The following is a 22,915-nucleotide window of genomic DNA, read 5'->3' as shown; positions in this document are numbered from 1 at the left end:
CGCGGTTCAAATGAATTGCGTGATACAATTGTGTTACGCCAACGATAGTTCCGTGTGCTGGCAGTGCCTTCTTTTTTGAAAGGAGGTGATTGCTCATGGAGCTCGCTACTGAAATCGTCAAGCTCGTAACAGCTTTGCTGGGGCTGGCGGCGGCGGTGGTTGCGCTCTTGCCCAAAGCACAGGGTGGCTCCTGTAAAAAGAAGGGCCGCAAGCGCTAGCCTGCAGCCCTATCTTCAAACCAAACGGCGCTGCCCGCTTCCTACCACGGGCTACCGTTGGCTGTATCATAACACACCGCCGCACTCGCCTTGCGTATAGTGTAAATCTTCCTTGCTTCTTTAGAAAGGGAAATTGCACCTTGAAGCGTCGCCTCATCAGACGCAGAGCTTGTTTGCGCGACACTCTCTGAGCTCGAGGCAATCAGAGGCGCACGAAGGAAAGGATCTTCACATGAACGACGAAACGGTGCTTTTGGGACATGGGTCCGGAGGGACCATGATGAAGCGCATTATCGACGAGGTGTTTGCGGCGACGTATGGCAGCGAGGAACTTGCCCAGGGCAACGACGCTGCGGTGCTGCCCGCGCCCGCTCCCGGCGAACGGCTGGCGTTCTCCACCGACACCTTCGTGGTAACGCCGCACTTCTTTCCAGGCGGCAACATCGGCCGCCTTGCCGTATGCGGCACCGTAAACGATGTCGCCACGAGCGGCGCCCACGTGAAATACCTCTCGGTGGGCATGGTGCTCGAGGAAGGCTTTCCGATGGACGATCTGCGCCGCATCTGCGCCACCATCGCGGAAACCGCACGCGAGGCGGGCGTGCACATCGTGACGGGCGATACCAAAGTGGTCAACCGCGGGCACGGCGACGGTATCTACATCAACACCGCCGGCGTGGGCCTTATCCCCGAAGGGCGCGACCTTTCGGGCGCATATTGCAAACCCGGCGATGCGATTCTTGTTTCCGGCACGCTGGGCGATCACGGCATAGCCATCATGAGCCAGCGCGAGAACCTCTCGTTCACATCCCCCATCGAAAGCGATGCGGCGCCACTCAACCGGCTCATCGCCGATGTGCTCGCTGCCGCCCCCGACACGCGATGCTTCCGCGACCCTACGCGCGGCGGACTGGCTTCCACCCTCAACGAGCTCGCAGAGCAAAGCGGCGTCGATATGGCGATTCGCGAGGATGACGTGCCCGTAAAGGACGCGGTGCGCGGCGCTTGCGAGATGCTGGGCTACGACGTGTTCCAAGTGGCAAACGAGGGAAAGATGGTGTGCGTGGTGCCAGCCGAACAGGCCGATGCGGCGCTTGCCGCTATGCGCTCCAACACGTACGGCTCCGATGCGGCCATCATCGGCCAGGTAGAAGAGGCAAAACCCGAGCGCGGACCCAAGGTATTTTTGGAAACCGGATTCGGCAGCAGACGCATCCTGGACATGCTCGTAGGAGAACAGCTTCCGCGCATCTGCTAGATCGGCACGATGAGCTTCACCGCACCAGGCGCGGCAGGCCCATCAACGTGCCGCAAGAGAGCCAAGGTCGCTCACAATGGCGTTCCAGAAGCACCCTCCCGTGTAAAATCCACGTAATATTGCGGTGCTTTTCTCAAGCCAAACGGTAAGGCCAGCAACGCTTTCTCCACAAATCGCCCTATCAGACGGGCACTTTGATACAATACGGGGCACTGAAACACGAATATCGCGGCGCACAGATACGTGCGCCGTTTTCTTGCATGTCATAACCGTTCCCGGTCGCACGCGGATGCATCCGGGGAAAGGGGAAACGATGCTCGTCAACGAGACTGACAAGCTCTATCCTTCGGCGAAGACGCTCGTGCGTGACCACGTGGCAAGTCGTCTGCACGCCAAGGATGCCTCGCTCTACGAATTCGACGAAGCCGCTTGCGAATGCGCCGGCGACTTCATGGGCTGGACCGACCTCGCCACCAACCCGCCCACTTCGCCCACCGAGATTCAGGCCTTTGCTCGCGAGGTAATTGCCGAGGGCTTCAAAACCGTTCTGCTCATTGGCCAGGGCGGCAGCACGCAGGCCCCCATGACCATCACCAAGTACAACAAAATCGACAAGAACGCGCTCGATTTCAAGACGCTCGACAGCGTGTCGCCCGTGCGCGTGCGCACCATCCTCGCAGGCATCGACCCGCTGACCACGCTCGTTCTCGTTTCCAGCAAGTCGGGTGGCACCATTGAGATGCGCAGCGTGCTCGACGCCGTGATCGCCTACTTCTCGGAGAAGATCGATGAGCGGCGCATCCCGTCGCATCTTGTAGCCATCACCGACCCCGGCACCAAACTCGAAGAACGCGCGCAAACAGAAGGCTGGCGCGCCTGCTTCACCGGCGAGCCCATGGTGGGCGGCCGCTTCAGCGCTCTTTCGGTGTTTGGCCTGGTGCCGGCTGCGCTTGTAGGCATCGACTTGGAGAGCTTCCTCGCCCGAGCACAAGAGGCCGAAGCCGTGTGCAGCGAGGACGCCGTTGACAATCCGGCCATTGCGCTCGCGTCGTTTCTGTTCGACAACTACACCGCCGGACGCGATAAGTTCTGCTTCCTCACCCAAAAGCGCGGTCGCGTTCTGGGCCTTTGGATCGAGCAGCTAGTGGCCGAGAGTCTGGGCAAGAACGGCCTGGGCATCCTCCCCAACATCGAGGTTGACACGCTGCTTTTGACGCAGGACCCCAAGGACCGCTGCGTCATAACCTACCAGACCAAGAACACGCTGTGGGACGAGCGCAAAAACTTCGACATGAGCCTGGCGTATCTGGACGACGCCATTCCGCGCATGAGCTTCCGCATCGAGAATGTAATCGAGCTGGCCGAGCACTTTGTGATGTGGGAATACGCCACCGCCATGTGCGGCTATCTGATGAAAGTATGCCCGTTTGACCAGCCCGACGTGGCCTCCACCAAGGCAGCAGCGCTCAAAATTCTCGCCGAGGGCCAGCCCGAGCCAGATTTCAAAGAGGATTTCATCGGAAGTGTGAACATGGGTGAGGCCGAGGCAACCATGGCGCCGTGCGTGCGCGCCGACAATCTGATGGACGCACTGCGTAACCTGCTAGAATCCATCAAGCCCGGAGATTACTTTGCCATCGACGCCTTTTTGCCGTTTGACGGCGAGGGCCGCCGCGAAGCGCTGGAGACGATTCGCCACGGCGTCGCCGAAAAGATGGGCGTTCCCTCGTGTCTGGAGATTGGCCCGCGTTATCTGCATTCCACTGGCCAGCTGCAAAAGGGCGGCCCCAATAACGGCGTATTCTTGCTGATTTCCGCTGATGAGCTCAAGGATATCCCGCTGTCGCACGTGGAGCCCGCAAGCCTAGGTGCACTCGCTAAGGCGCAGGCGGCAGCCGATCTCTCCATCCTTATCGACCGCGGGCGTCGCTGCATGCACCTGCACCTGCCTGACAACACGGGCGTCACGCTGCGCGCCCTGGGTGATGCGGTAAACCGCGTGCTCGCCGAAATAGAGATGCAACAGACTACGGCGGATAAATAACGCATATAAAAGAGGCGTTGGACGGGCATTGTCACAAATGCGCATCCAACGCCATGCCACTAGTAAGCCTCTTTATGCGGCGATTCTTTTAAAAACACTATTGGGCCCCAAACGACTCATGCGAAAAGTCCACATCCGTGAGGCAATAGCCGCGGCCGCGCACGGTGGTCAGTATTTGCGGGTTGGAGGGGTCTGACTCGATTTTCTCCCGAATTCGGCGGATATATGTCGGAATGCTGATGGACGTTCCCATGTACTCCTCGCCCCAAATGGAGGCAATGAGCTCGTCTCCCGACAGCACTTCTCCGCAGCGGGCGGCAAGCGCCTTTAGGATGCGCAGCTCGTTGGGGGTAAGCTCCACGCGCCTCCCTGCCACAAGCACAACATCCCCCTGCATGTCTAATGCCAAATCGCCCATCCGCACATAACGGCCCGCCTTGGCTCCCCCTGTCTGAACGAAGGTCACACAACGAAGAATCGCTTTTGCCCGAAACACCAGATCGTCCAAATCCAACGGCCACAACAAGTAGGCATCCACGCCAAGGTCGCTCGCAAACTCAAAGCCCCGTCCGTTCGACTCCTCGTCGATGAAAAATACCGCCACCGCGTCATTCCTAGCGCGAATCTCTCGGAAAAGCGAGCTCCCTCCGTCAGGCATGAGCGACACGTCAAGAATCACAAGGTCAAAATCTACAAGAGTGGACGGATCGACGGCAATGTCAAAAGATTCCGCTTCAAGCCCATTTGACTTCAGGCATGAAGCAACCTTCGAGTTATTTGCGCTATGCTGGCCCACCACTGCAACATGCTTCTTTTCCACCATTCACCGCCTTCTTAGCGCATGCCCGCCAATGCCTCCGGCAAACCCTATCGCCGGCTCGATGCGTCTTGCCCTTACACACATGCCGCCCGAAAAACACTATGGATGAGATGGGAATCCCCATCTCGTCCATTATCAACGCTCATTGCTCATTCTTCTACGAGAGAAGCGCAATTCCTTGGTCCATCATGTCAATCGCCTGCTGGACATACTCACGCTCCCCGTAAGGATTGTGCGCAACTTTCTGCCCCTTGAAATCGCCGCCGCCATCGGCATAGCGCACGTACCACGTCCCGCGCGTATACAAATCGCGAGCTTCGTTAAGCGCGTCGCTCTCTTCCGCAGCCGCAGTGGCGTCTTTGATCAAACCATGGAGTTGCGTTTGCTTCTCGGTGAACTGCGCTTCAAGGTCGGCAACGCTTTGCTGGGCATCCTTCACGAACTGCTTCATTTCGTCGGTGCTCTCAACCCCCTGCTCGGTATGGCATGTGAGGCAAAACTCCAACGCCTCTTCGTTCTCAAGAGGGGACGACGATGCATTGTGAGATGTATATGGCTGCCCGTCTTCGCTCGTCTTGGTAGGCATATGGCAATCGATGCAGGCCAACCCCTCCTCTTGCATCACACTGCCCTGGAAAATTTCAATTTCAGGATGATTCGCCTGGAATGTTGCGATGCCCGTCTCCGGGTCGACGTTCATTTCGTAGCCATCCTCAAGCGCCGCTTTCATCAGGCTTTCGGGGTCGGTTCCGTAGCGGTACGGGTCGACGCTGTTGTAATCCACTTCGCCCGACTGCATCTTCTTCATAAGCCCGCCGCGCGTATATACGGCACCATAGTAGTTGTGACACTGTCCGCATACCGCCTGCTTCTGGTCGATGGAGTCAAGAAGCGTCCCTCCGAATGCGGTTGCCGCCATGCCGTTATAGTGCAGCTCGCCACCAGGAGTGGCATCCACGTGGCACAACCCGCAATCCCACCAATCGATGGAGTCCTCGTATTCGTCCCAAGGCTGGCTGAACGAGTCAAGCCCCATTTCCTCATACAGCTTCGTACCCGTCGTGGATTTGCAGGCGATGCATGCAGTCCCGTTCGTTTGCGGATCAGCCGCGCTCACAGGGACGTTTGCATACAGCATGGCATGGCTATGGACCTTGCCATCCCACGCCTCAACTTCGTCCATTCCGTCAAAAAACGAATCCACCTCAAGCGGGTATTCGCTGCGCCATTTCTCCCAGCTGGCATCTTTGGTTTGAACGAACGCGCCCGTTACAGCAGCGTCCGCCGCATCGCCCGCAGAATCCCCAACAACCTTGGGAGCGCATGCGGCGCATGAAACGGTGAGAATCACCGCTCCTGCCATGATGAGCGGCTTAGCCCAACTCGCCTTTGCTTTGCTCATGACATCCCCTTCCTCGCTACTCCATCAAGCCACCGCCGCGCAAAAGCGCCCTTCACTCAAGATAATTGCCCGGCACGCAAGCCAGCATGGGCTCGACTTGCCGGGAGGAGGGGTGCATGCCGAGGAAGAGCGCTGCGCTGCGATGCAACCACTTCTTCATTGTGATAGAGGGCTGTTTGCTGCACAAATTGCATTTTTGCAATCTAACGGCGCATGAAGCAGCCGAATCGGGGTACGCAAAAGGGCTCGCACACTGCGAGCCCCTACGTTGACAACCAGCTATGTCGCCTTTTCCTATGCCGCTTTTGCCGGCTTTTCTTCCTCCGGGAAGAACGGCTCGAGGGCTTTGGGATCGCTGGGCTTGCCCAAAAGCGATCCGACCACCATCAGCACGAACGACACCGTGATGCCTATCACGATCTGATGCATGCCGAAGAACGTAATGCCGGCCGCCATGCATACGCAGTAAGCCACTACACCACCCGCCATAGAAAGCAAGGCTCCTGTCTTGTTGGCACGCTTCCAGAACAGCGCGCCCACAAACACCCAGCAAAACGCCGTCTCAAGCCCGCCGAACGCGAACATGTTGATCTTCCAAATCACATCAGGCGGCACGATGGACAGCACAAACACCACAGCGCCGATAGCTAGCGTGATAATCTGGCTGGAACGCGACACGGCCTGCTCGGTGATCACGGTGCCCTGCTGTGCCGCGCGGTGCAGCCACAAGTCCTTGATGATGGCCGATGACGACGCAATGAGCAGCGAAGACACCGTGGAGATGGACGCCGCTATGGGCCCAATGATGGCGATGCCTGCAAGCCAAGGAGGCAGCGTTTGCACAATGGCTTGCGGGATGATGTTGTCGATGCTGTTGCCGTAAGCCGTAAGGTCATCGGTAAGCACGCCCGCCGCAAGCACGCCGAGCGCCGTCACGCCGATAATCATGGCGCCCATAATCACGGTACCCAGAATGAGCGCGCGATGAAGCGACTTTGTGTCCTTGAAGCCCATGCAGCGAACCGCCGACTGAGGCAGCGCAAACGTAAAGATGCCCACCAGCAGCCACTGCGTGAAGTAAAGCGACACGGGCATGGTTCCCGCCGAAAGCGGCTCGAGCATCTGCGGGTGATTCGCCGCAATGGTATCCATGATATTGGTGTAGCCGCCCGCCTCGTTGAGGATGCCGCCGGCGAGCACGGCGATGCCCACGAGCATGGCAACGCCGCACATGGCGTCGGTCACCGCCACGCCGCGGAACCCGCCCACGGTGGTGAATATGATGACGGCGATACCGAACAAGCACAGTCCCACCACGTACGAATAGCCGGTCACAGCCTCGAAGAGCTTGGCGCCGCCCACGAACTGGGCGACCATCGTGGCGGCAAAGAACAGCACGATGATAAGCGCGGCGATATTCGCAATGGCATTGGAGCGATATCGCGCACGAATGACATCGATCACGGTGACCGCGCCCAGCTTGCGCGACAGCAGAGCCATCTTCTTGCCCATGATTCCGTACAAAAGGAACAGCGTGGTCACCTGCACGGCGGCCATATACACCCAGCCGAAGCCGGTCTCCCACGCCTGACCGGGGCCGCCCACGAACGAGCTCACCGATCCATAGGTGGCAATGGTGGTCATAGCCAACACGAATCCGCCCAAACCGCGATTGCCGATGAAGTATTCCTTCACGAATCCGCCGCCCGCTTTGCGCGATCGATTGCGGATGACTATCGACACGATAAGTGCCGCGATGAGAAACAAGACGATGGGGATAAGGCCCACCAATCCCGCTGCGTTGTTATTCATGGCGCTCGCCCTCCCCTTCTTCCTCGTCGCCCAGATCAAAATCCTGGAACACGAACGTGCGAAGCACCACAACGGCAACGATCGAGAAGATCCATACGCCGACGGTCCCGCCAAGCACCCAGATGGGCGTATGGAACAATTGGATATCCAAATCCGAAAGCCCGAACCCGAGGGCGATCCAAACGATAACGGTCAGAGCAAGCACGACAAGCGTCGCTTTTGCCTCGCGATTGGCTTGCGCCATCTTCTCGCGATAGGTGCAATGCCTCATGGGGGCGGCCATGATGGGTCCTTTCTGTTAACGCCAATGAGCACGCTGCAATCCACGAACGAACGTGCGGCAGGCATTCTACCCGCCTTTTCCGACTGCAAAGCAATGAGCCGCAGTTAAAACTCAGTAAACGAACCACTAGGCGCAAAACACTGCGTTTACCTGGTCTTTTCCTTATCCTGCACAAACACGATGTTTTCGAATGTACGCGGGGGAATGCGGGGTATACTCTTCCGAAAGCGCCATATGCGAAGAAATGGAGCGCCATGCATCTTAAGAAAACCAAGCGCGGCGATCGCATCTACCTATCTATTGTGCAGAATTATCGCGAAGGCGGACGCACGCGAACCAAAACCATCGAGTCCATCGGATACGTCGACGCTCTTGAAAAACTCTACCCCGATCCTATTGCCCATTTCCAAGCACACGTCGACCAGCTGAACGCACAGATGCGCATCGCCAATCCCCCGATCGAGCTCAAATTTGCTTCCGACTCGAAAATCGACCCCGATCATGTCGCGTCTGCCCGTTGGGGGTGCGCGATTGCGCTTGCATATCTCGATGCCTTGGGCGTGCGCGCTTTCTTCGATGCGCGATCCGGCCATGCGGGCTTTCCCCCTCATGCCGGGCGCATCTTTGAGTTGCTCGCGGCAGAGCGCATCATCCACGTGGCCTCGAAACGTGAATCCTGGGAGCGTCGAGCGTCGTTTCCACGGCGATGCGACTTCTCGCTCTCCGAAGTGTATCAGGCGCTTTCCTGTTTTGCCGCCCATGACGAAGGCCTGATTCGCGCTATGAACGCCGCCTATCGGCAGATCCGCGGTTCACGTCGACGCGCCCAAACGTATGTGGTCCTCTCTCCCGCCGCCTTCGCCGAGACGGGCGATGTGGCGTCGGCGCACAGAGCGGCTACATCGCAGGTGGGCGGCATGGCCCTGATTCTCGATGAGGACACCATCCCCGTGTCGTATCGATTCGTTTCATCACGCCCCGCCCCCGAAGAGTTTGCCGCCCTCGCCCGCGAAGCTCGTCACGATACCGGAGCGGCTCATGCCGTGGTTATCGCCTCGCGCGCGGCGGATATCGAGCGCACGATGTCCGCCCTCCATGCCCAAGGAGACGGCTTCATTTTCTATCGGCCGCTGCGGAGCGCAGTTCCCGAACTCCAATCATGGGTGGATGACCCGCAGGGATACATCGCCACACAGTCGGGCAGCTACAAAGTGAAGTCGCGGCTGACCAGCGTTGATGCGCAGAACATGACCGTTCCCGTCAAAGAGCTCGTGCTTTGGGGGCGCGATTTCGCCCAGCGAACCCGCCTTTCGCGCTCATCAGCGCCAAACCCCCTCGCCGATCGTCCTGGCCTTTCGACTCCAGCGGCGCCCCCCGAGCAGGACGCGCCTTCGGCTCCACCAGGCAACTCTGGGTTCGCCACCGCCCCCGACCTTGATGGGTATCTCTATCTTGTCACAAGCGAAACGAAACAGCCCGAAGCCGTGATTTTCCATCTTTATCGCGAAATCTGGCGTCTTGCCGAGCCTTTTCAGGTGCTAGAGTCAGATTTTTCGCCCTCGCCCTACCCGGTATCTCACGACCAGCACATCCAAGCCCACTTCCTCATCTGCTACGCAGCCTTCTTTGCCCTGCGTTTGCTTCGCGCGGACATGGGATGGCGCTACAACGCGGCACAGGTTGCCGACGCCCTACTGCGCATGGAGGGAGCTTATTTGGATGAAAACTGGTTCTTGTTCAGTTACCGAAGCGACATCACCGATGCCATCGAGGAAGCCGCGGGCGTGGATATAGCGCGTCGACTGCGCACGCCACCCGAAATCCGCCGTGATATAGCGCGTGCGCGCGAGCATATTGCCCAGCCTACTGCCGCGCATCCTCGATGACCCTCGCCACGACATCGCACGTGCGCGCGAGCACACAGAACACCCGGCACGATTCGCGGGCATCACCGCCCATGGCGCGCAACAAAAGGCGATTTGCTGCAGTTTTCGAGGGGGACCCCGAGTACACCGCCGTTTGGCCCTCCGTCTCCCCAGGTCACAGCCTCGCGCCGATTGGGCTACTTCCGAAGGCACTTGAAAACTGCAGCAAATCGCCTTTTGTTGCATCATGTTCCGGGCGAAACGCCCTCGCGGCACCCTCATCGACTCCATTCTGCTCACACACCTGACCATCTCGATAATTGATTGGACCCAAAACTCCATTTGGCCCAAACCTCATCAGGCAAGGACACTACTCCGGCGCAATTCGCAGGCATCACCGCTCCGAAAGATGACCGGCAAAGCGGAATCACCCCAACGTCGCCGCTGGACAAAGACGCAAAACACCACCACTGCATTCCATGCACAAAAAAACCGCCCGGGTAATCCGGGCGGCATATTGATGCGATTCTCTGTCAAAGAGAGCCTTAGAGCCCCAACGCCTTCTTGAGCGAAGATACGCGGCGACGCGAAACGGGGATCTTTTCCTCAACGCCATTGAGCGTGAGCAAAAGCGTTCCACCGGCCACCGGCTCAACCTCCTCGACCAGCGAGAGGTTCACCAGGAAACCGCGATGCACGCGGAAGAACCCATGCCCGTCGAGACGCTTTTCCAGATGCGCCAGCGATGTGGTGGAGAAATACTCCTCAGTGTCGGTGTAGAGCTTGGAGTAATCATCTTTGGCGCGCACGTAGCGAATGGTATCGATGGGAACCAGAATCTTCTTGCCGCCCTTTTCCACCGGAATACGCTCGGACTGCGTAGCCTTCAAATGCAGGGTCACGTGCTCGTTCGCACGATTCACGGCTTGGCGAAGGCGGTCGGTTTCCACAGGCTTGACCAAGTAGTCAACCGCGTTGACCTTGAAGCCCTCAAGGGCATGCTCGCTGTAGGCGGTGACGAAGATGACGGCAGGAGGATTCCTCAGGCGCTGCAAAGCCTCCGCGAACTGAATGCCCGTGACCTCGGGCATGCTAACGTCCAAGAACAGGACGTCCACCGGGTAACTCTGCATCTTCTCGATAGCTTCGCGCACGCTGGCGGCCTCTGCGACCACCTCGACGCCGCCCACTTCACCCAGCAGGTAGCGCAATTCCGAGCGCGCGGGCGCCTCGTCATCTACGATAATAGCGTTAAGCACTGCATCCTCCATCGCCACTAAACTAGCCGCCCGATGCCGGCGACGTTTTTATATTATCCCACATCACGGGACGCGTGAACACGTTTCGGCATAAATGGTATGGGTTCGGCTGCATTTTCTATAAAAAGATAGACCGCATTTATAACAAATACCGTTTGCCGGTGATTATATACCGTTTATTCTACTGTTTCTACCGTACGCCGGAGCCTAAAGTGACACATTCGCACCACTGCGACGAAGGATGACCGCCAATTCACGCGGCGGCGCTGGTTCCTCACCGTGGCGTCAGTCCTTGCACCGCGGCGTCAGCCCCTGCACCATGACACCAGCCTCTGCGCGGCTGCGCTAATCCCCGTGCGGCAGCGCCAACTCCGTGCGGCGTCACCGCCCCCTGCGCAGCGCCAACCCCGCGCGGCGTCATCGGCCCCTGCACAGCGGCATCAGCCCTATGCGGCGTCACCGGCATCTGCGCAGCGGTATCGATCTCACACGACGTCAACGGCAGCGGCACGGCGGCAACCGAACCCGGCGCAGCGTCACTATATCCCTCGCGCAGCAGCGCCAATTTTCTGCGCGGTGGCACTAGTCGTCAAGCAGAGCGTCCTTCAGGAACATACGCACGCAGGTGCCGTTACCCGGCTGCGACTCGACATCCATGTGGGATTCGGTGCCGAAATTACCGCGCAGGCGCTCGCTGATGTTCTTCATTGCGATGCCCAGGCCCTTCGACGCCTCGGGGCGCAGAAGCTTGCGCGCCTGCTCCGCCTCCATGCCTACGCCGTCGTCGCTCACTTCGATAATCACGTCATCGCCCTCGCTGTGCGCCGAGATCTCCACCGTGAGCTTGCCCTCCTGAGGCATGGCATGGCGCACGGCATTCTCAACCAATGGCTGAATCATAAACGCCGGAATCATCATGCTCTCAAGGCCATCCTCGATATTCACCTCGAGCGCCAAGCGATCCTCCCCAAAACGCGCGACCTCAAAGTTGAAGTAGCGCATGGTCTGGTCGACCTCTCGCATCATCTCAATGAAATCCTCGGAGTTCTCCAGAGTGCGACGATAGAAAATGGCGAACTCGCGCAGCAATACGCGCGCGCGGTCGGGGTCGGTGCGAATGAGGGAGGCGATGGTGTTGATGGTGTTAAACAGGAAATGCGGGTTAATCTGCGATTGCAACGCTTTGAGCTCCATGGTGGTAGCGAGCTTGGTTTGCTGCTCCAGCTCAACTGCCGCGATCTGGGTAGACAGAAGCTCGCCAATGCCCTCGGCAAGCGCAAGCTGGGTCTCAGTGATTTCGCCAGCGCGACGATAGTAGAACTTGAGCGTGCCCACGATTGCCTCGCCGCGTCGCAGCGGCACGATGATGCCGGCGCGGAGGCTCTTCACCGTGGGCGGAAAACCGATCTCCTCCGGAGTGCCCAACACGCGGATACGACCGTCCTCGAGCGTGGCATGCGTCGCCTTCGTGCGGATGGGGCTACCGCCAGGGCTAGATGTTTCCTCCAGACCGGCGTAGCCCAAGATATGCTCCTTGTCGGTGATAGCCACCGCCTGTGCGCCGATTGCCGGGAGCAGCAGGCGGCATACCTTTTGCGCCGTAGGAATATCCATGCCCTTTTGCAAGCACGCCAGCGTCTCCGACGCAATCTTGAGGATGGTGTCGGATTGGCGCGCGCGCACACTATCGGGGTTCAAGCGCAGGTAGATGAGCAAAGCGAGCGAAACCGTGAACGAGATTCCGGCGATAACGTTGAGGTTGCCGATGGCCGTGGGGCGATACACGCCCAGCACCAATACGGCAGCCGCCAATGTTGCCGTAGCGAACAGAATCAAATCGAGCGCCTTGGCGTAGTTGTTCTTCATCGTCATCGATACCATGAGCATCAACGCTTCCCATCGGTCGAAATGTGCCGTAACTTAATAAGCATACCACCGATGAGCATAGAGCCGCATGCAGCCCCGGTTTCCGGCGCGGGGAAAGGCGATTTACGCCAGCACGCCAACCTCGTTGAGCACCAGCACAACGGCAACCACGGCCAAAAAGCACGCGAAGAAGATGCGCAGCGTGCGCTCCGGAATGCGCTTGACCAAATTGGCGCCCACAACGGCTCCGGGGATGGAGCCCACCGCCATGGCAATACCGATTGCGAAATCCACGTTGCCCAGCAACGCCTGCTCAATGACGCCCGGCACCGCCAAGATGCACACCGCCGTAAGCGACGTGCCCGACGCCAGTTTCATGGGCACTCCGAGCAGCGATATGAAGAGCGGCACCATGACGAAGCCGCCGCCTACGCCAACATACCCGCTCATAAAACCGGCGAATATGCCGATAGCCGCAGTTTTGGCGATGAGTGCCGGGGTGAATCGGAACGAAGCGACAAACGCGCGCTCGGGAACTTCCTCCGTCGATAGGTGCTCCTCGTTTTTGCCCGGACCGTCGGCATGTCCCTTCTTGGAACCGCCAGCACGCTTGGGCGACTTGATCGCCTTCGACAGCATCGTCACGGCCGAGTAAGCGATGATCACTGCGGCAACCGCCATGATCAGCCAGTCGGGTGAAATATTGGCCGCCCATACGCCCACCGGCGAAAGGCATGCGCCGAACAGGCCGCACACGGCACCGATTTTGGGCACGCTCGTCTTGTTGCGGGCGTGCTTGACCATGCCCGACACCGATGTGGGGATGATGGTGAAAAGCGAGGTTGCCGTAGCGGCGATGGCCTCAAGCCCAAACCCAAGCCTGAACAGGGGCACCATAATCACGCCGCCGCCGATTCCCAGCAGACCCGACAAAATGCCAACGCCCACTCCTACGACAGCGGCGATGATAAATACTTCCATGGCTCCCCTACTCGCTCGCGCCCAAGTTCAGGCGAATCTCGGTGGTTTCGCCCGGATTGATACCCGAGCCCATCGACACGCCCACCGCCTCATCGCGGCCGGCCGAACGCATCAGGGCGCTCTTCAGAATGGCATCGTTCTCCATGCGCAGCATGAGCGTGGGCCACATAAACTGAAATTCGAAATACTTGCCGCAGTGCTCCTCCGCATAGCGCGCAGCCTCGTTGCTAGCGGCTTTAGCGGCATTGCGATACCCCTTGCCATCGGGGCGTCCGATGGAGCGCAGCAACGCCGTGCGCTTGATGCGTTTGACCACATCTGCCGTAAGGAACGGCCCCGGATACGGCAGGAGCGACTGAGGTTTAATCTGCATGAGATCGATCTGGGTACGCGCGTATTCGAGCTTGCGGTATTCGTACAGCCACCGGAAGATATCCTGGCGGAAGCGCATGCCCTCGCGTGGCGTTTTAGGCGGCAAATGGCGCAGCACCCATGTATTGTCGAACCAGATATCGCTGCCGTACATGCGCAGGTCGAGCATGTAATCAAGATCCTCACCGCGTGAAATCCACGGGTCGAACGATACGCGCTTGAACGCCTCCTTATGAAGCGCCAAACAGCCGCCGCACACATGATTCGAGCGCGAAAGACGCGGCCCGCGCATTGCCCGCGTAATCCATGCGTTGAACGCCTTTCCCTGCTCCCAGTAGCGGTCATACCATTTGGTAGAGCGGCGCGAAAGGTAGCTGTCCTGGTCGTTGAGATAGTAGCCGGTTTTCGCAAGGATGGGCACGCCCCTACGCGTGAGCTTGCCCAGGCCGTACATGGCGCGCTCGAGAAACGCCTCGTCCTCGATAATCTCGTCATCATCCACGAACACGGCGGCATCGAACCCCAATACATTGGCCATGAGAAGGCCCATGTTGCGCACCGCGCCATAGCCTGCAAGACCCACCTCGCCATGAGTGACGATTCCCAGTTGCTCCATACGCTGACGGACCAATGCCGCCTCAGGAGCGCCCACTACCACGATATCCAAATCGGGGAACTGCGCCGCAATACCGCGAACCTTGCTCGCCGCCTGATTCTCGACCGCCGCCTCAGCAGCCACGAGAATAACGATGGCACCCAGCCCCCTCACGCAGCGTAGCGAATTGAGGCAGCGCGGCAGCTCCCCTTCGGAAGAGAGCGGCGTCGCATGATCATAGGTGGTGGTGACGGTGCCGCCTTGCGTACGACGGCTTGCAGAAACGTATGTCGGAATCAGAACTACCGGGTTCATAGGCATCCTTTTAAGACTGACGCGAAGCAAAACGTTCGGTATGCGCACGCGCGCCCGCAGCGTTTCGCCCGCTGACTCTTGATGCGAACCCGTATATTTTACTCTTTATCGCATCAGCCGTTCGCGCGTGGCCGCGGCTTCCACAATCGAAGCCATGCACTCCATGATATTTTGAAGCGCTTTTGACGCAAAGACGCGCACTAGCAAATTTCATGCCCCGCAAAAAAGGCCGAGCACGCATGCTCGGCCTCCAGCACCGCACTGCTTGACCGCATGACCCTGCATCGTGCCCAGCGCAATCAAGCTTGCATTCCTGATGCCCGCACGCCTCGCTCCGCGGCGGATGCGCTTAGGCCGCTGCGCTTTCGCATTCCCCATGCGCGCCTCGCCTATAAACCGAGCCGATGCCCGCGGTCAAACCTTATTTCGAAAACACCTTCGCCTTGCGCAAGGCCGCCAGAAGGGGCGTGCCCAGAATGTACACCACACACGCCTCGCCAATACCAGTCGCAATCAGGCCGAACAGGTACATGGGCAGATACGCGCCATCAAGGCTGATGGTGGTAAAGGGAATGGTGTAAAAGCCCAGTCCCTGAAGCAGAATGGGCAGATACGCCGGCACGATGATCGCGTTGGCAAGCACCGGGCCCAGCATGGCGAGCTTGGGGTTCTGCGCAAACTTGTGGCACCACAGCGCGCCGACGAGCGTCGCGGCCGATCCGAACACCACGTCCAGCAGACCAAGCGCACCCGTCCCATTGATGACCATAGCGGCAAGGTTGGCAATCACGCACCCGATAGTAAGCCCCGGAACGGCGGCCGGCGTGAGCACGGCGAGCACCGTGAGCGCTTCCGAGATGCGGAACTGAACGGGCCCCCAAGCCAGACCTTGAAGCAGCAACAGCGCGACCAGCGTGCAGGCCGCATACACAGCGGCAATCAGACCTGCCTCGGCCACATAGGTGGTGCGCGCAGAAGACGCGCCCTTGACGGCGGTTTTTTCCATTTGATTCTCCTGTTCTTCGCACAACCTCAACTGCCGCATGCCATGCGGCGCTCGAGAGACGAAGCCGCTCCGGCTGCATATGGCTTACCGCGCCAAGGCTGTGCTCCACGCTACGGTTTAGATACCGCACGGGCTATGGGCAACTACAGATACACGACGCGCAGGGCCCAACGATGCGCGACGCAATGGGGCAGTATAGCAGAAAAGCCCGCACGTGGCGGGCTTTTACATAACGCATGGATGAGTTGCCGGGGGGCGCGAGCAAAAAGCGCTATTCTGCGGATTTCTCGGCTTCTGCGGCCGCCTTCTTCTCGGCCTCACGTTCTGCCTTGAGCTGCGCGATGGTCTTGTGCGAATCCTCTTCGGCCTTTGCCTCGGCAGCCGCCTTGGCAGCCTGCTCGGCAGTGGGCTTGGGCGCCTCCTCGGCATCCGCCTTCTTGCTCTTCATGCCGAACACCTTGCCGATACGCTGCCCGATACCGGGCTTTGCCGCGCGCTCGGCCGCCTTTTTCTCGTCCTTCTCCTGAGCATGAATATTCGCGGAATGCGTCTTAGCGTGGCGTTTAATCTCCTTGGGATGCTTTTTCATCATCTCAATCTGATACGCCTGACGCACCTTGCGAATCTTGGAGAAGTCAAGCCAGAGCGCCACGATGATCAGAGCATACGCGGGAATAATGGCCCACCACTGGATGCCGGGCACATTGGGGAGCCACTGCGGAATGAACATGCCCACCGCCGTGAGTACGATGGCGCCAATCAGGCATGCCCACCACAAACGGCGCAGCTTTTTGTACTCCTCCGTAGGCGGGTTGTAATATTTGCTATCCAGCTCGCGCTGCTTTTGGCGCTGCTCGCGGCGGATGGCCTTTTTCTCCTGAGGCGTCTTTTCGGCAGGGCGCACGTACACGCTCGAAGCCGCCTTGGTTTTAGGCTTCATCGAAGACGCGGATTTCTTGGTTTGGCCCTTGGGGGCTTCGCCCTGGTAGCGTTCGTTCATCGGGTTACGTTGGGACATGGTTCCCCTTCGTTCTGCGTCGGTATCTCTAGCGAAAAAACTCGAAATGCCAATATAAAGAAAGCGTCCGCTTGCTGCAACTCTAACAAGCGGACGCCGTAAGAAAATCGTTGAAAAGATGCGGCATAGCGCCTCTTGGAGAAAAAGCGCCGTTCGGAAGAACGGCGCAGCGCATTACTAGAACTTCCTGCCGGTGATCTTCTCGTACGCCTGGATGTATTTCTCGGTGGTCTTTTCGATGACCTCCTGGGGCAGACGCGGCGGATTGCCGGTGCGATCCCAGTTCTCGTTGAGCCAGTTGCGCACGAACTGCTTGTCGAAGCTAGGCTGCTCTTTGCCAACCTCGTAGCAGGAGGCGTCCCAGAAACGAGAGCTATCGGGCGTCAGAACCTCATCGCCGAGAATGACCTTGCCGTCGACCGTGCCGAACTCGAACTTGGTGTCGGCGATAATAATGCCGCGCTCGAGCGCATGGGCGGCAGCCGTCTCGTATACCTTAAGCGACAGGTCGCGGATGGTGCTCGCAGCCTCCTCGCCGATGATTTCGGCACAACGATCGTAGCTGATGTTCTCGTCGTGATCGCCGATCTCGGCCTTGGTGGAAGGCGTGAACAGCGTAGAGGGCAGCTTGGCGGAATTCTCCAGGCCGGCGGGCAGCTCGATACCGCACACCTTGCCCGTGTTCTTGTAGTCCTTGAATCCGCTACCGGTCAGATAGCCGCGCACGATGCACTCGACGGGATACATGTTGGCTTTTTTGACCAGCATGAAGCGGCCGTCCAGATAATCGGACCACGGCTTGAACTCCTCGGGCAGGTCGGCCACATTGGCGCTGATCAGGTGATTTTCGACTACGCCTTCCAGAAGCTCGAACCAAAAGCAGCTGATTTGCGTGAGCACCTTGCCCTTGCAGGGAATCTCGTCTTCCAGGATGTAGTCGAACGCCGAGATGCGGTCGGTTGCCACCAGCAGCAGCTTATCGCCCAGATCGTATAGGTCGCGCACCTTGCCCTGCGCGTCAGGCTTGATGGTGATGGGGTTCATCGACTCCTACCTTTCTTTCCTTTTGGAGATGGGGCCAGATTTGCCGGGGTTCTTGGACTTCGGGCCTTTTCCTTTGCCCTTGGAGCTTTTGCCGCCCTTCGAATCCTTGGAAGCCTTCCTCTCTTCCTTTTCTTTCTGCGCTTTGATGCGCGCGTAATCATACAGCGGAATATGGATGGTGAAGCAGGCGCCTTCGCCCTTCTTGCCTTCCACCTGAATCCATCCGCCGTGACGATCCACGATCTCCTTCACCACGGCAAGGCCGATGCCCAAGCCGCCACTTTGGCGCTCGCGGCTTTCCTCCGCGCGCCAGAAGCGGTTGAACACCATCTTGCACTCCTCGGGCGAAAGGCCTATGCCCGTGTCGCGCACCGAGATGGACGCCATGATGTCGCCCTTGCGCACCTTGACCGACACCGTGCCCGGAGCCGGCGTATAGCGTACAGCGTTGGAAATCAGGTTGGCCGTGGCCTGGCGCAGCATATCGCGATCGCCGTACACCATCACCTCGTCCTCGGCGTCGTACTCGAGCGCCAAGCCGGCGTCGTTGACGAACGCCTCGTGCGACATGACCAGCGGACGAATGAGCTCGCCCACGTTGATGACCTCCTCGCGCATAGGCGTAGAGCGGCTTTCCAGGCGCGAGAGCTTGAGCAGCGCATCGACCAAACGGCTCAGACGCTGGACCTCGGCGTTCACGGTGCCCAGGCGCTCGGCATCGGGCTCGAACACGCCATCTACGATAGCCTCGACCGTCGATTGAATGGCCATGAGCGGGGTGCGCAGCTCGTGCGCCACGTCCATGGTAAGGCGGCGTTCCAGCTGCTGATTCTTCTCAACGCTCTCTGCCATGGCGTCGAACGTCTTGCCCAATTCGGCAATCTCGTCATCGCCCTCAAGGCCCGTGCGCGCCGAAAGATCGCCCTCTTTGATGGCGTTGGCGGTCTTGGTCATCAGGTTGATGGGGTTCACCAGGCCGCGCGCGAACAGGAAGCCGATGCACGAAGCAAGCACCACCGAAAGCACGGCGGCGAGCGCCATAGCCTGATAACTTTGGTCACGAAATGCCTGGTCAGCCTTAGAAAGCAGCATCTCCGAGCCATACACCCACATATGCACGGTGCCAATGCTTTTGCCGCCCACGATGATGGATGCCGTAGCCATCTTGTCGCCAGAATCAGGCGCAAGCGACACGGTGCCGCTTTGCCCGCTGACGCCATCGCTGGTCGCAACGGCAGATGAGTCATAGATGACCTTGCCGTCCGAGGTAGCCACCTGGATGCCCATGCCCGGCTGCAGCGTGTGGGCGGCCTGGGCCGAACCCACATCCTCGCCGTTGAGGGAGGGATACTCGCCCTCGCCAGACTGGTTGACCTCTTCGATGACGGAGGAGTAGCGGTTTTCGTACCTATCGGCGATGCTCGACGCCGTGGCATCGGTAAGCTCCTGCACGTTCTCGCGCGTGTACGTTTGGAAATGCTGCTCCCATACGTACGAAAGCACGCCCATAGCCACGATGGCGGTCATCGCGGCTATGAGTGCGAACGTGACGGTAACGCGCGTGGTATACGAAAAGCCGAAAATCCAAGAATGAAAGCGTTTGAAGAGCCCCTGCTTGGGCCTATCGGTCGATGAGCGCATGGGACGAGTAACCGCCTACTGCTTGGTGGGATCTTCGAAACGGTAGCCAACGCCGTGCACGGTGTGCAGCCACTTGGGATTACGCGGGTTATCGCCGATCTTGGCGCGCAGGTTTTTCACGTGCGAGTCGATGGTGCGCTCATAGCCCTCGAAGTCATAGCCGAGCACCTTCTCCACCAGCTCCATACGCGAATACACGCGGCCGGGGTAGCGCGACAGCGTGGTGAGCAGCTTGAACTCGCTGGCGGTCAGATCGACCTCCTCGCCGCTGACCAGAACCTTGTGGCCCGACACGTCAATAGTGAGCTCGCCGAACTCCAGCACCTCACGCTGGGGCTCGGAATCGGCATGAACGCGACGCAGAAGCGCACGAACGCGAGCTACGAGCTCACGGGGGCTGAAAGGCTTGACCAGATAGTCATCGGCACCCAGCTCCAGACCGATGATGCGATCTTCCACCTCGCCCTTGGCGGTAAGCATGATGATGGGCACATCGGAGTTGTCGCGGATGGCGCGGCACACGCGCTCGCCCGGAACGCGCGGAAGCATGAGGTCGAGAATGACCAGATCGAAATGATGCTTGGAGAATTCTTCGAGCGCCTCCTGGCCGTCGCCCACGGCGGTGACCCAGTAGTTCTCACGCTCGAGATAGGCGGCCACGGCGTCACGGATGGCCTTTTCGTCTTCGACGAGCAGGATACGGCGGGTTTCGTTGCTCATAAGCACTCCTCAAACTATTCGGGAAGGAGCCCTTCCCTGGCGCGGCGAACCTATCGCACGCGCTTCAAGCCTTGTTTGGCTTCAATTGTAATCCGCGTTCATGCACACGGTTTGCGTTTATTGTAACGATTTGGAAGAAACCCTCGAAGCCTTAGTGCAGAAAACGACATAATAAGCCGCTATGACCCAGAAAAAGCCCACACCACGTCGTTCCATGCGCGCAGGTTCCGTCCGTTCGGCGGCATCGCGCGGCGCGTCCGCACGCTCCGGAGCGGTGCGCGGGAGGAGCGCATCCTCAAGGATAGGTTCAGGCAACGGGCGCGCAGCCTCCACGCGCTTGAGTTCGGGCCGCAGCACCTCCACGCGGCTGGGCGCACACGGAAGCACCGTGCCGCGCCATGCACGCGGGGCGTCCCCCAAGCCGCGACGCGCGACGGGCGGCAATGTGCGCGATAGCCTGGCAGGCGCGGGCAAAGTATCTCTCAGCCCCCTCTCCTCGGTAGGAGGCGCCCAGGGCGGCAAGCATTCCGGCGCCAGCGGCAGGCCCAGCGTGCGGGGCATGGAGAGCCCCCTTGATTCCCAGGTGAATATTCCCTTGCCCGAAGGCGGACGATTCTCCCTTACGCGACGCCAGCTGCTGATAGGCGCCGGCGTAGTGGGCGTAGCCGCGGCAGGCGTTGGCGTAGCAAGCGTCGTGGCCGGCGGCGATGAGGAGGATGTGTCCACACTGGAGGTTTCCGGAGACGCCGTGTTCACGCTCGACGACATCCCGGCTGAAAACGTGCTGGACGGCAACGGCCCCATGCAGCTTGAAGGCGAATACCAGCTGCCCTACGGCACGCTTGTATGGGCCACCCCCCAGTCTACGTGCGCCGCGTGTCTGCTGCCCACCGATTCCGCCTCGCCGCTTACGCAGGTAGGGCTGCTCTCCCTATCCGACGGAACATGCACCACGGTGCTCGACGGCCCCGCCTCGCAAGAAAACGGATTCGACATCTACGAAGCAGCCTGCGACGATTCGGGTGTCATCTGGACCGAAGCCAATTGCCTGACCGGCCAATGGCGCGTGTATCAAGCCACCCATAGCGGCACATCTATCGGATCTCCCGTGCTGGTTGACCAGGGAGAGAGCGAATACGAAATCCCCTCCATCGCCGTTGCGGGCGGAAAGGCGTTTTGGCAGGTGCTCCCCGACGCCAACGGCACCGCCTCCGCCGAGGACTCGCTGCTCAAGGCGGCAACGTTTGGCCAGTCCGACGTGGCGGAAATGTGGCGTTCCACCGGACGTATGAGCACGCCCCCGTATTCCACGGGTGACGGCATCGTGATCACGCCGCGCCTGAACACATCGGGCGTCTATCACCAGATCACGCTCATCGATGCCGCAAGCGGGCAGATGATGGATTCGCTCACGCTGCCGGCGTCTATGAAGCCGCTTGAGGCGGGGTACGTGAACGGACGCTTCACGTTCTCGTTCGACGGCTGGTACAGCTACGGCGACGGAATTTCGCAGATTGGAACCTACGTTCCCGTGGACGAAGAGGGCGCGAATGGCGGGCAGTGGTTCCGCTTCGGTCGCACGCCTACCGCGGCCCCCGCCTGGGCGGGACCATATCTTATCGTGAAGTCCACCATGTCAGTGGCGGGCGTAGACGTTGCGTCGCGCACCATGTTCACCATCGAATGCCCCGATGGGTGCGACGATTACGGCGAATACCTAGCCGTGACCGGCACCACCGACACGCTCGTCACCTACATTGGCATGCCCGCCGATGAGGGATCCGACGACGAAGGTCACACCCTCGTGCGAGTATGGAGGTACTCGGAGGCGTAGGGCGCACTCCATATTAATCCGCGCTCCATAGTATCGATTCGCGCCGCACGAACCGCCCGGTTATCGGATGAGCGTTGCACGAACCACCCGGCTATCGGATGAGCGCTGCACGAACCGCCCGACTATCCGCCGAGCGCTGCACGAATTGCGCTTATCCGATAACGTTGGCTAACATATGGCAATTATTCCAAGTATGTAATCCACAATCACGTCGATTCTGCCCAGGCATGACAGTTTTGGCGAGTATGTAATCCACTTTTCAAAAAACTTTTCTACATTAAGACGCCAAACATCGGCTTTTGCAGGAAAGACAAAATCTGACCTGGCATTTTGTACGCAACTCAAAAGCCTTCCGCCATAAAAGCCTCGCTTGCTCTAGTAATTTACTTCGTAGAGGATTACATACTCGCCAAAACTGACAGATTGGACGAATGGGGGGACTGCGGACGAAAAGTTGGACGCGATTCACGCGTCCGGAAGGGGGTCCGCATGTATGATAGGGACGTGGTGGAGCTTGCGCTGCTCGCCCTGGAGGAGGGCATGACGCACGCCGAGGCCGCCG

General features: G+C 59.3%; 19 protein-coding genes. 6 read left to right on the top strand and 13 right to left on the bottom strand.

Features of this window, described 5'->3' with window-relative positions; translation table 11 throughout:
- Window positions 1–95 precede the first annotated feature (95 nt).
- From DMP06_RS11820 to DMP06_RS09585, 3 genes are all read left to right on the top strand, one after another.
- Window positions 96–218, top strand: a complete 123-nt coding sequence (locus DMP06_RS11820) for a hypothetical protein (RefSeq protein ID WP_273123216.1) — start codon at window positions 96–98, stop codon at window positions 216–218.
- Window positions 219–450: 232 nt separating this feature from the next.
- The gene (gene hypE, locus DMP06_RS09590) at window positions 451–1,476 is read left to right on the top strand and encodes a hydrogenase expression/formation protein HypE (RefSeq protein WP_123209523.1); all 1,026 of its coding nucleotides are present in this window, start codon (window positions 451–453) and stop codon (window positions 1,474–1,476) included.
- Window positions 1,477–1,789: 313 nt separating this feature from the next.
- The gene (locus tag DMP06_RS09585; protein WP_123209522.1) at window positions 1,790–3,520 is read left to right on the top strand and encodes a glucose-6-phosphate isomerase; all 1,731 of its coding nucleotides are present in this window, start codon (window positions 1,790–1,792) and stop codon (window positions 3,518–3,520) included.
- Window positions 3,521–3,617: 97 nt separating this feature from the next.
- Here the strand turns inward: DMP06_RS09585 and DMP06_RS09580 are convergent, their stop codons facing one another.
- The 4 genes from DMP06_RS09580 to DMP06_RS09565 all read right to left on the bottom strand — a co-directional run bounded on the left by DMP06_RS09580 (window position 3,618) and on the right by DMP06_RS09565 (window position 7,837).
- Window positions 3,618–4,343: a winged helix-turn-helix transcriptional regulator gene (locus DMP06_RS09580; protein WP_123209521.1), complete on the bottom strand. Its 726-nt coding sequence runs from the start codon at window positions 4,341–4,343 to the stop codon at window positions 3,618–3,620.
- A 154-nt stretch (window positions 4,344–4,497) separates the two neighbouring features.
- Complete coding sequence (locus DMP06_RS09575) at window positions 4,498–5,742, bottom strand: ammonia-forming cytochrome c nitrite reductase subunit c552 (protein ID WP_123209520.1); 1,245 nt, start codon at window positions 5,740–5,742, stop codon at window positions 4,498–4,500.
- A 294-nt stretch (window positions 5,743–6,036) separates the two neighbouring features.
- Window positions 6,037–7,554 (bottom strand): sodium/pantothenate symporter, encoded by a 1,518-nt coding sequence (gene panF / locus DMP06_RS09570; protein ID WP_123209519.1) that lies wholly within the window; start codon window positions 7,552–7,554, stop codon window positions 6,037–6,039.
- Window positions 7,547–7,837 carry a YhdT family protein gene (locus tag DMP06_RS09565; protein ID WP_123209518.1) on the bottom strand — a complete coding sequence of 97 codons (291 nt, stop codon included), beginning with the start codon at window positions 7,835–7,837 and terminating at the stop codon, window positions 7,547–7,549. The genes panF and DMP06_RS09565 overlap by 8 nt, the downstream gene beginning before the upstream one ends.
- A gap of 254 nt (window positions 7,838–8,091) precedes the next feature.
- On the opposite strand from DMP06_RS09565, the gene DMP06_RS09560 reads away from it, so the two are divergent.
- Complete coding sequence (locus DMP06_RS09560) at window positions 8,092–9,723, top strand: hypothetical protein (RefSeq protein ID WP_123209517.1); 1,632 nt, start codon at window positions 8,092–8,094, stop codon at window positions 9,721–9,723.
- A 524-nt stretch (window positions 9,724–10,247) separates the two neighbouring features.
- Here DMP06_RS09560 and DMP06_RS09555 read toward each other — a convergent pair.
- The 9 genes from DMP06_RS09555 to DMP06_RS09515 form a co-directional block, all read right to left on the bottom strand.
- A complete protein-coding gene (locus DMP06_RS09555) occupies window positions 10,248–10,961 on the bottom strand; it encodes a LytR/AlgR family response regulator transcription factor (RefSeq protein WP_123209553.1) in 714 nt (237 codons plus the stop codon).
- A gap of 582 nt (window positions 10,962–11,543) precedes the next feature.
- Entirely contained in the window at window positions 11,544–12,848 is a 1,305-nt protein-coding gene (locus DMP06_RS09550; protein ID WP_380783673.1) for a histidine kinase, read from the bottom strand.
- Window positions 12,849–12,950: 102 nt separating this feature from the next.
- Window positions 12,951–13,808: a sulfite exporter TauE/SafE family protein gene (locus DMP06_RS09545; RefSeq protein WP_123209516.1), complete on the bottom strand. Its 858-nt coding sequence runs from the start codon at window positions 13,806–13,808 to the stop codon at window positions 12,951–12,953.
- Between the two features lie 7 nt (window positions 13,809–13,815).
- Window positions 13,816–15,090, bottom strand: coding sequence for a glycosyltransferase (locus DMP06_RS09540; RefSeq protein WP_123209515.1), 1,275 nt, complete (start codon window positions 15,088–15,090; stop codon window positions 13,816–13,818).
- A gap of 421 nt (window positions 15,091–15,511) precedes the next feature.
- A complete protein-coding gene (locus DMP06_RS09535; protein ID WP_123209514.1) occupies window positions 15,512–16,096 on the bottom strand; it encodes a QueT transporter family protein in 585 nt (194 codons plus the stop codon).
- 271 nt (window positions 16,097–16,367) lie between these two features.
- A complete protein-coding gene (locus tag DMP06_RS09530; RefSeq protein ID WP_148042526.1) occupies window positions 16,368–17,114 on the bottom strand; it encodes a hypothetical protein in 747 nt (248 codons plus the stop codon).
- Window positions 17,115–17,291: 177 nt separating this feature from the next.
- The gene (locus tag DMP06_RS09525; protein ID WP_123209512.1) at window positions 17,292–18,158 is read right to left on the bottom strand and encodes a phosphoribosylaminoimidazolesuccinocarboxamide synthase; all 867 of its coding nucleotides are present in this window, start codon (window positions 18,156–18,158) and stop codon (window positions 17,292–17,294) included.
- 6 nt (window positions 18,159–18,164) lie between these two features.
- Window positions 18,165–19,799, bottom strand: a complete 1,635-nt coding sequence (locus DMP06_RS09520) for a sensor histidine kinase (RefSeq protein WP_123209511.1) — start codon at window positions 19,797–19,799, stop codon at window positions 18,165–18,167.
- Between the two features lie 15 nt (window positions 19,800–19,814).
- Window positions 19,815–20,519, bottom strand: coding sequence for a response regulator transcription factor (locus DMP06_RS09515; RefSeq protein ID WP_123209510.1), 705 nt, complete (start codon window positions 20,517–20,519; stop codon window positions 19,815–19,817).
- Window positions 20,520–20,964: 445 nt separating this feature from the next.
- On the opposite strand from DMP06_RS09515, the gene DMP06_RS09505 reads away from it, so the two are divergent.
- Both DMP06_RS09505 and DMP06_RS11595 read left to right on the top strand, forming a co-directional pair.
- Window positions 20,965–22,353 carry a hypothetical protein gene (locus DMP06_RS09505; protein WP_245962471.1) on the top strand — a complete coding sequence of 463 codons (1,389 nt, stop codon included), beginning with the start codon at window positions 20,965–20,967 and terminating at the stop codon, window positions 22,351–22,353.
- 330 nt (window positions 22,354–22,683) lie between these two features.
- The coding region (locus tag DMP06_RS11595) for a hypothetical protein (protein ID WP_220092557.1) at window positions 22,684–22,915 on the top strand (232 nt) is incomplete at its 3' end.

It is taken from the genome of Slackia equolifaciens, from assembly GCF_003725995.1.
GTDB lineage: Bacteria > Actinomycetota > Coriobacteriia > Coriobacteriales > Eggerthellaceae > Slackia > Slackia equolifaciens.
The sequence above is the reverse complement of the archived record's forward strand: the minus strand, read 5'-3'. Positions and strand labels throughout refer to the sequence as shown.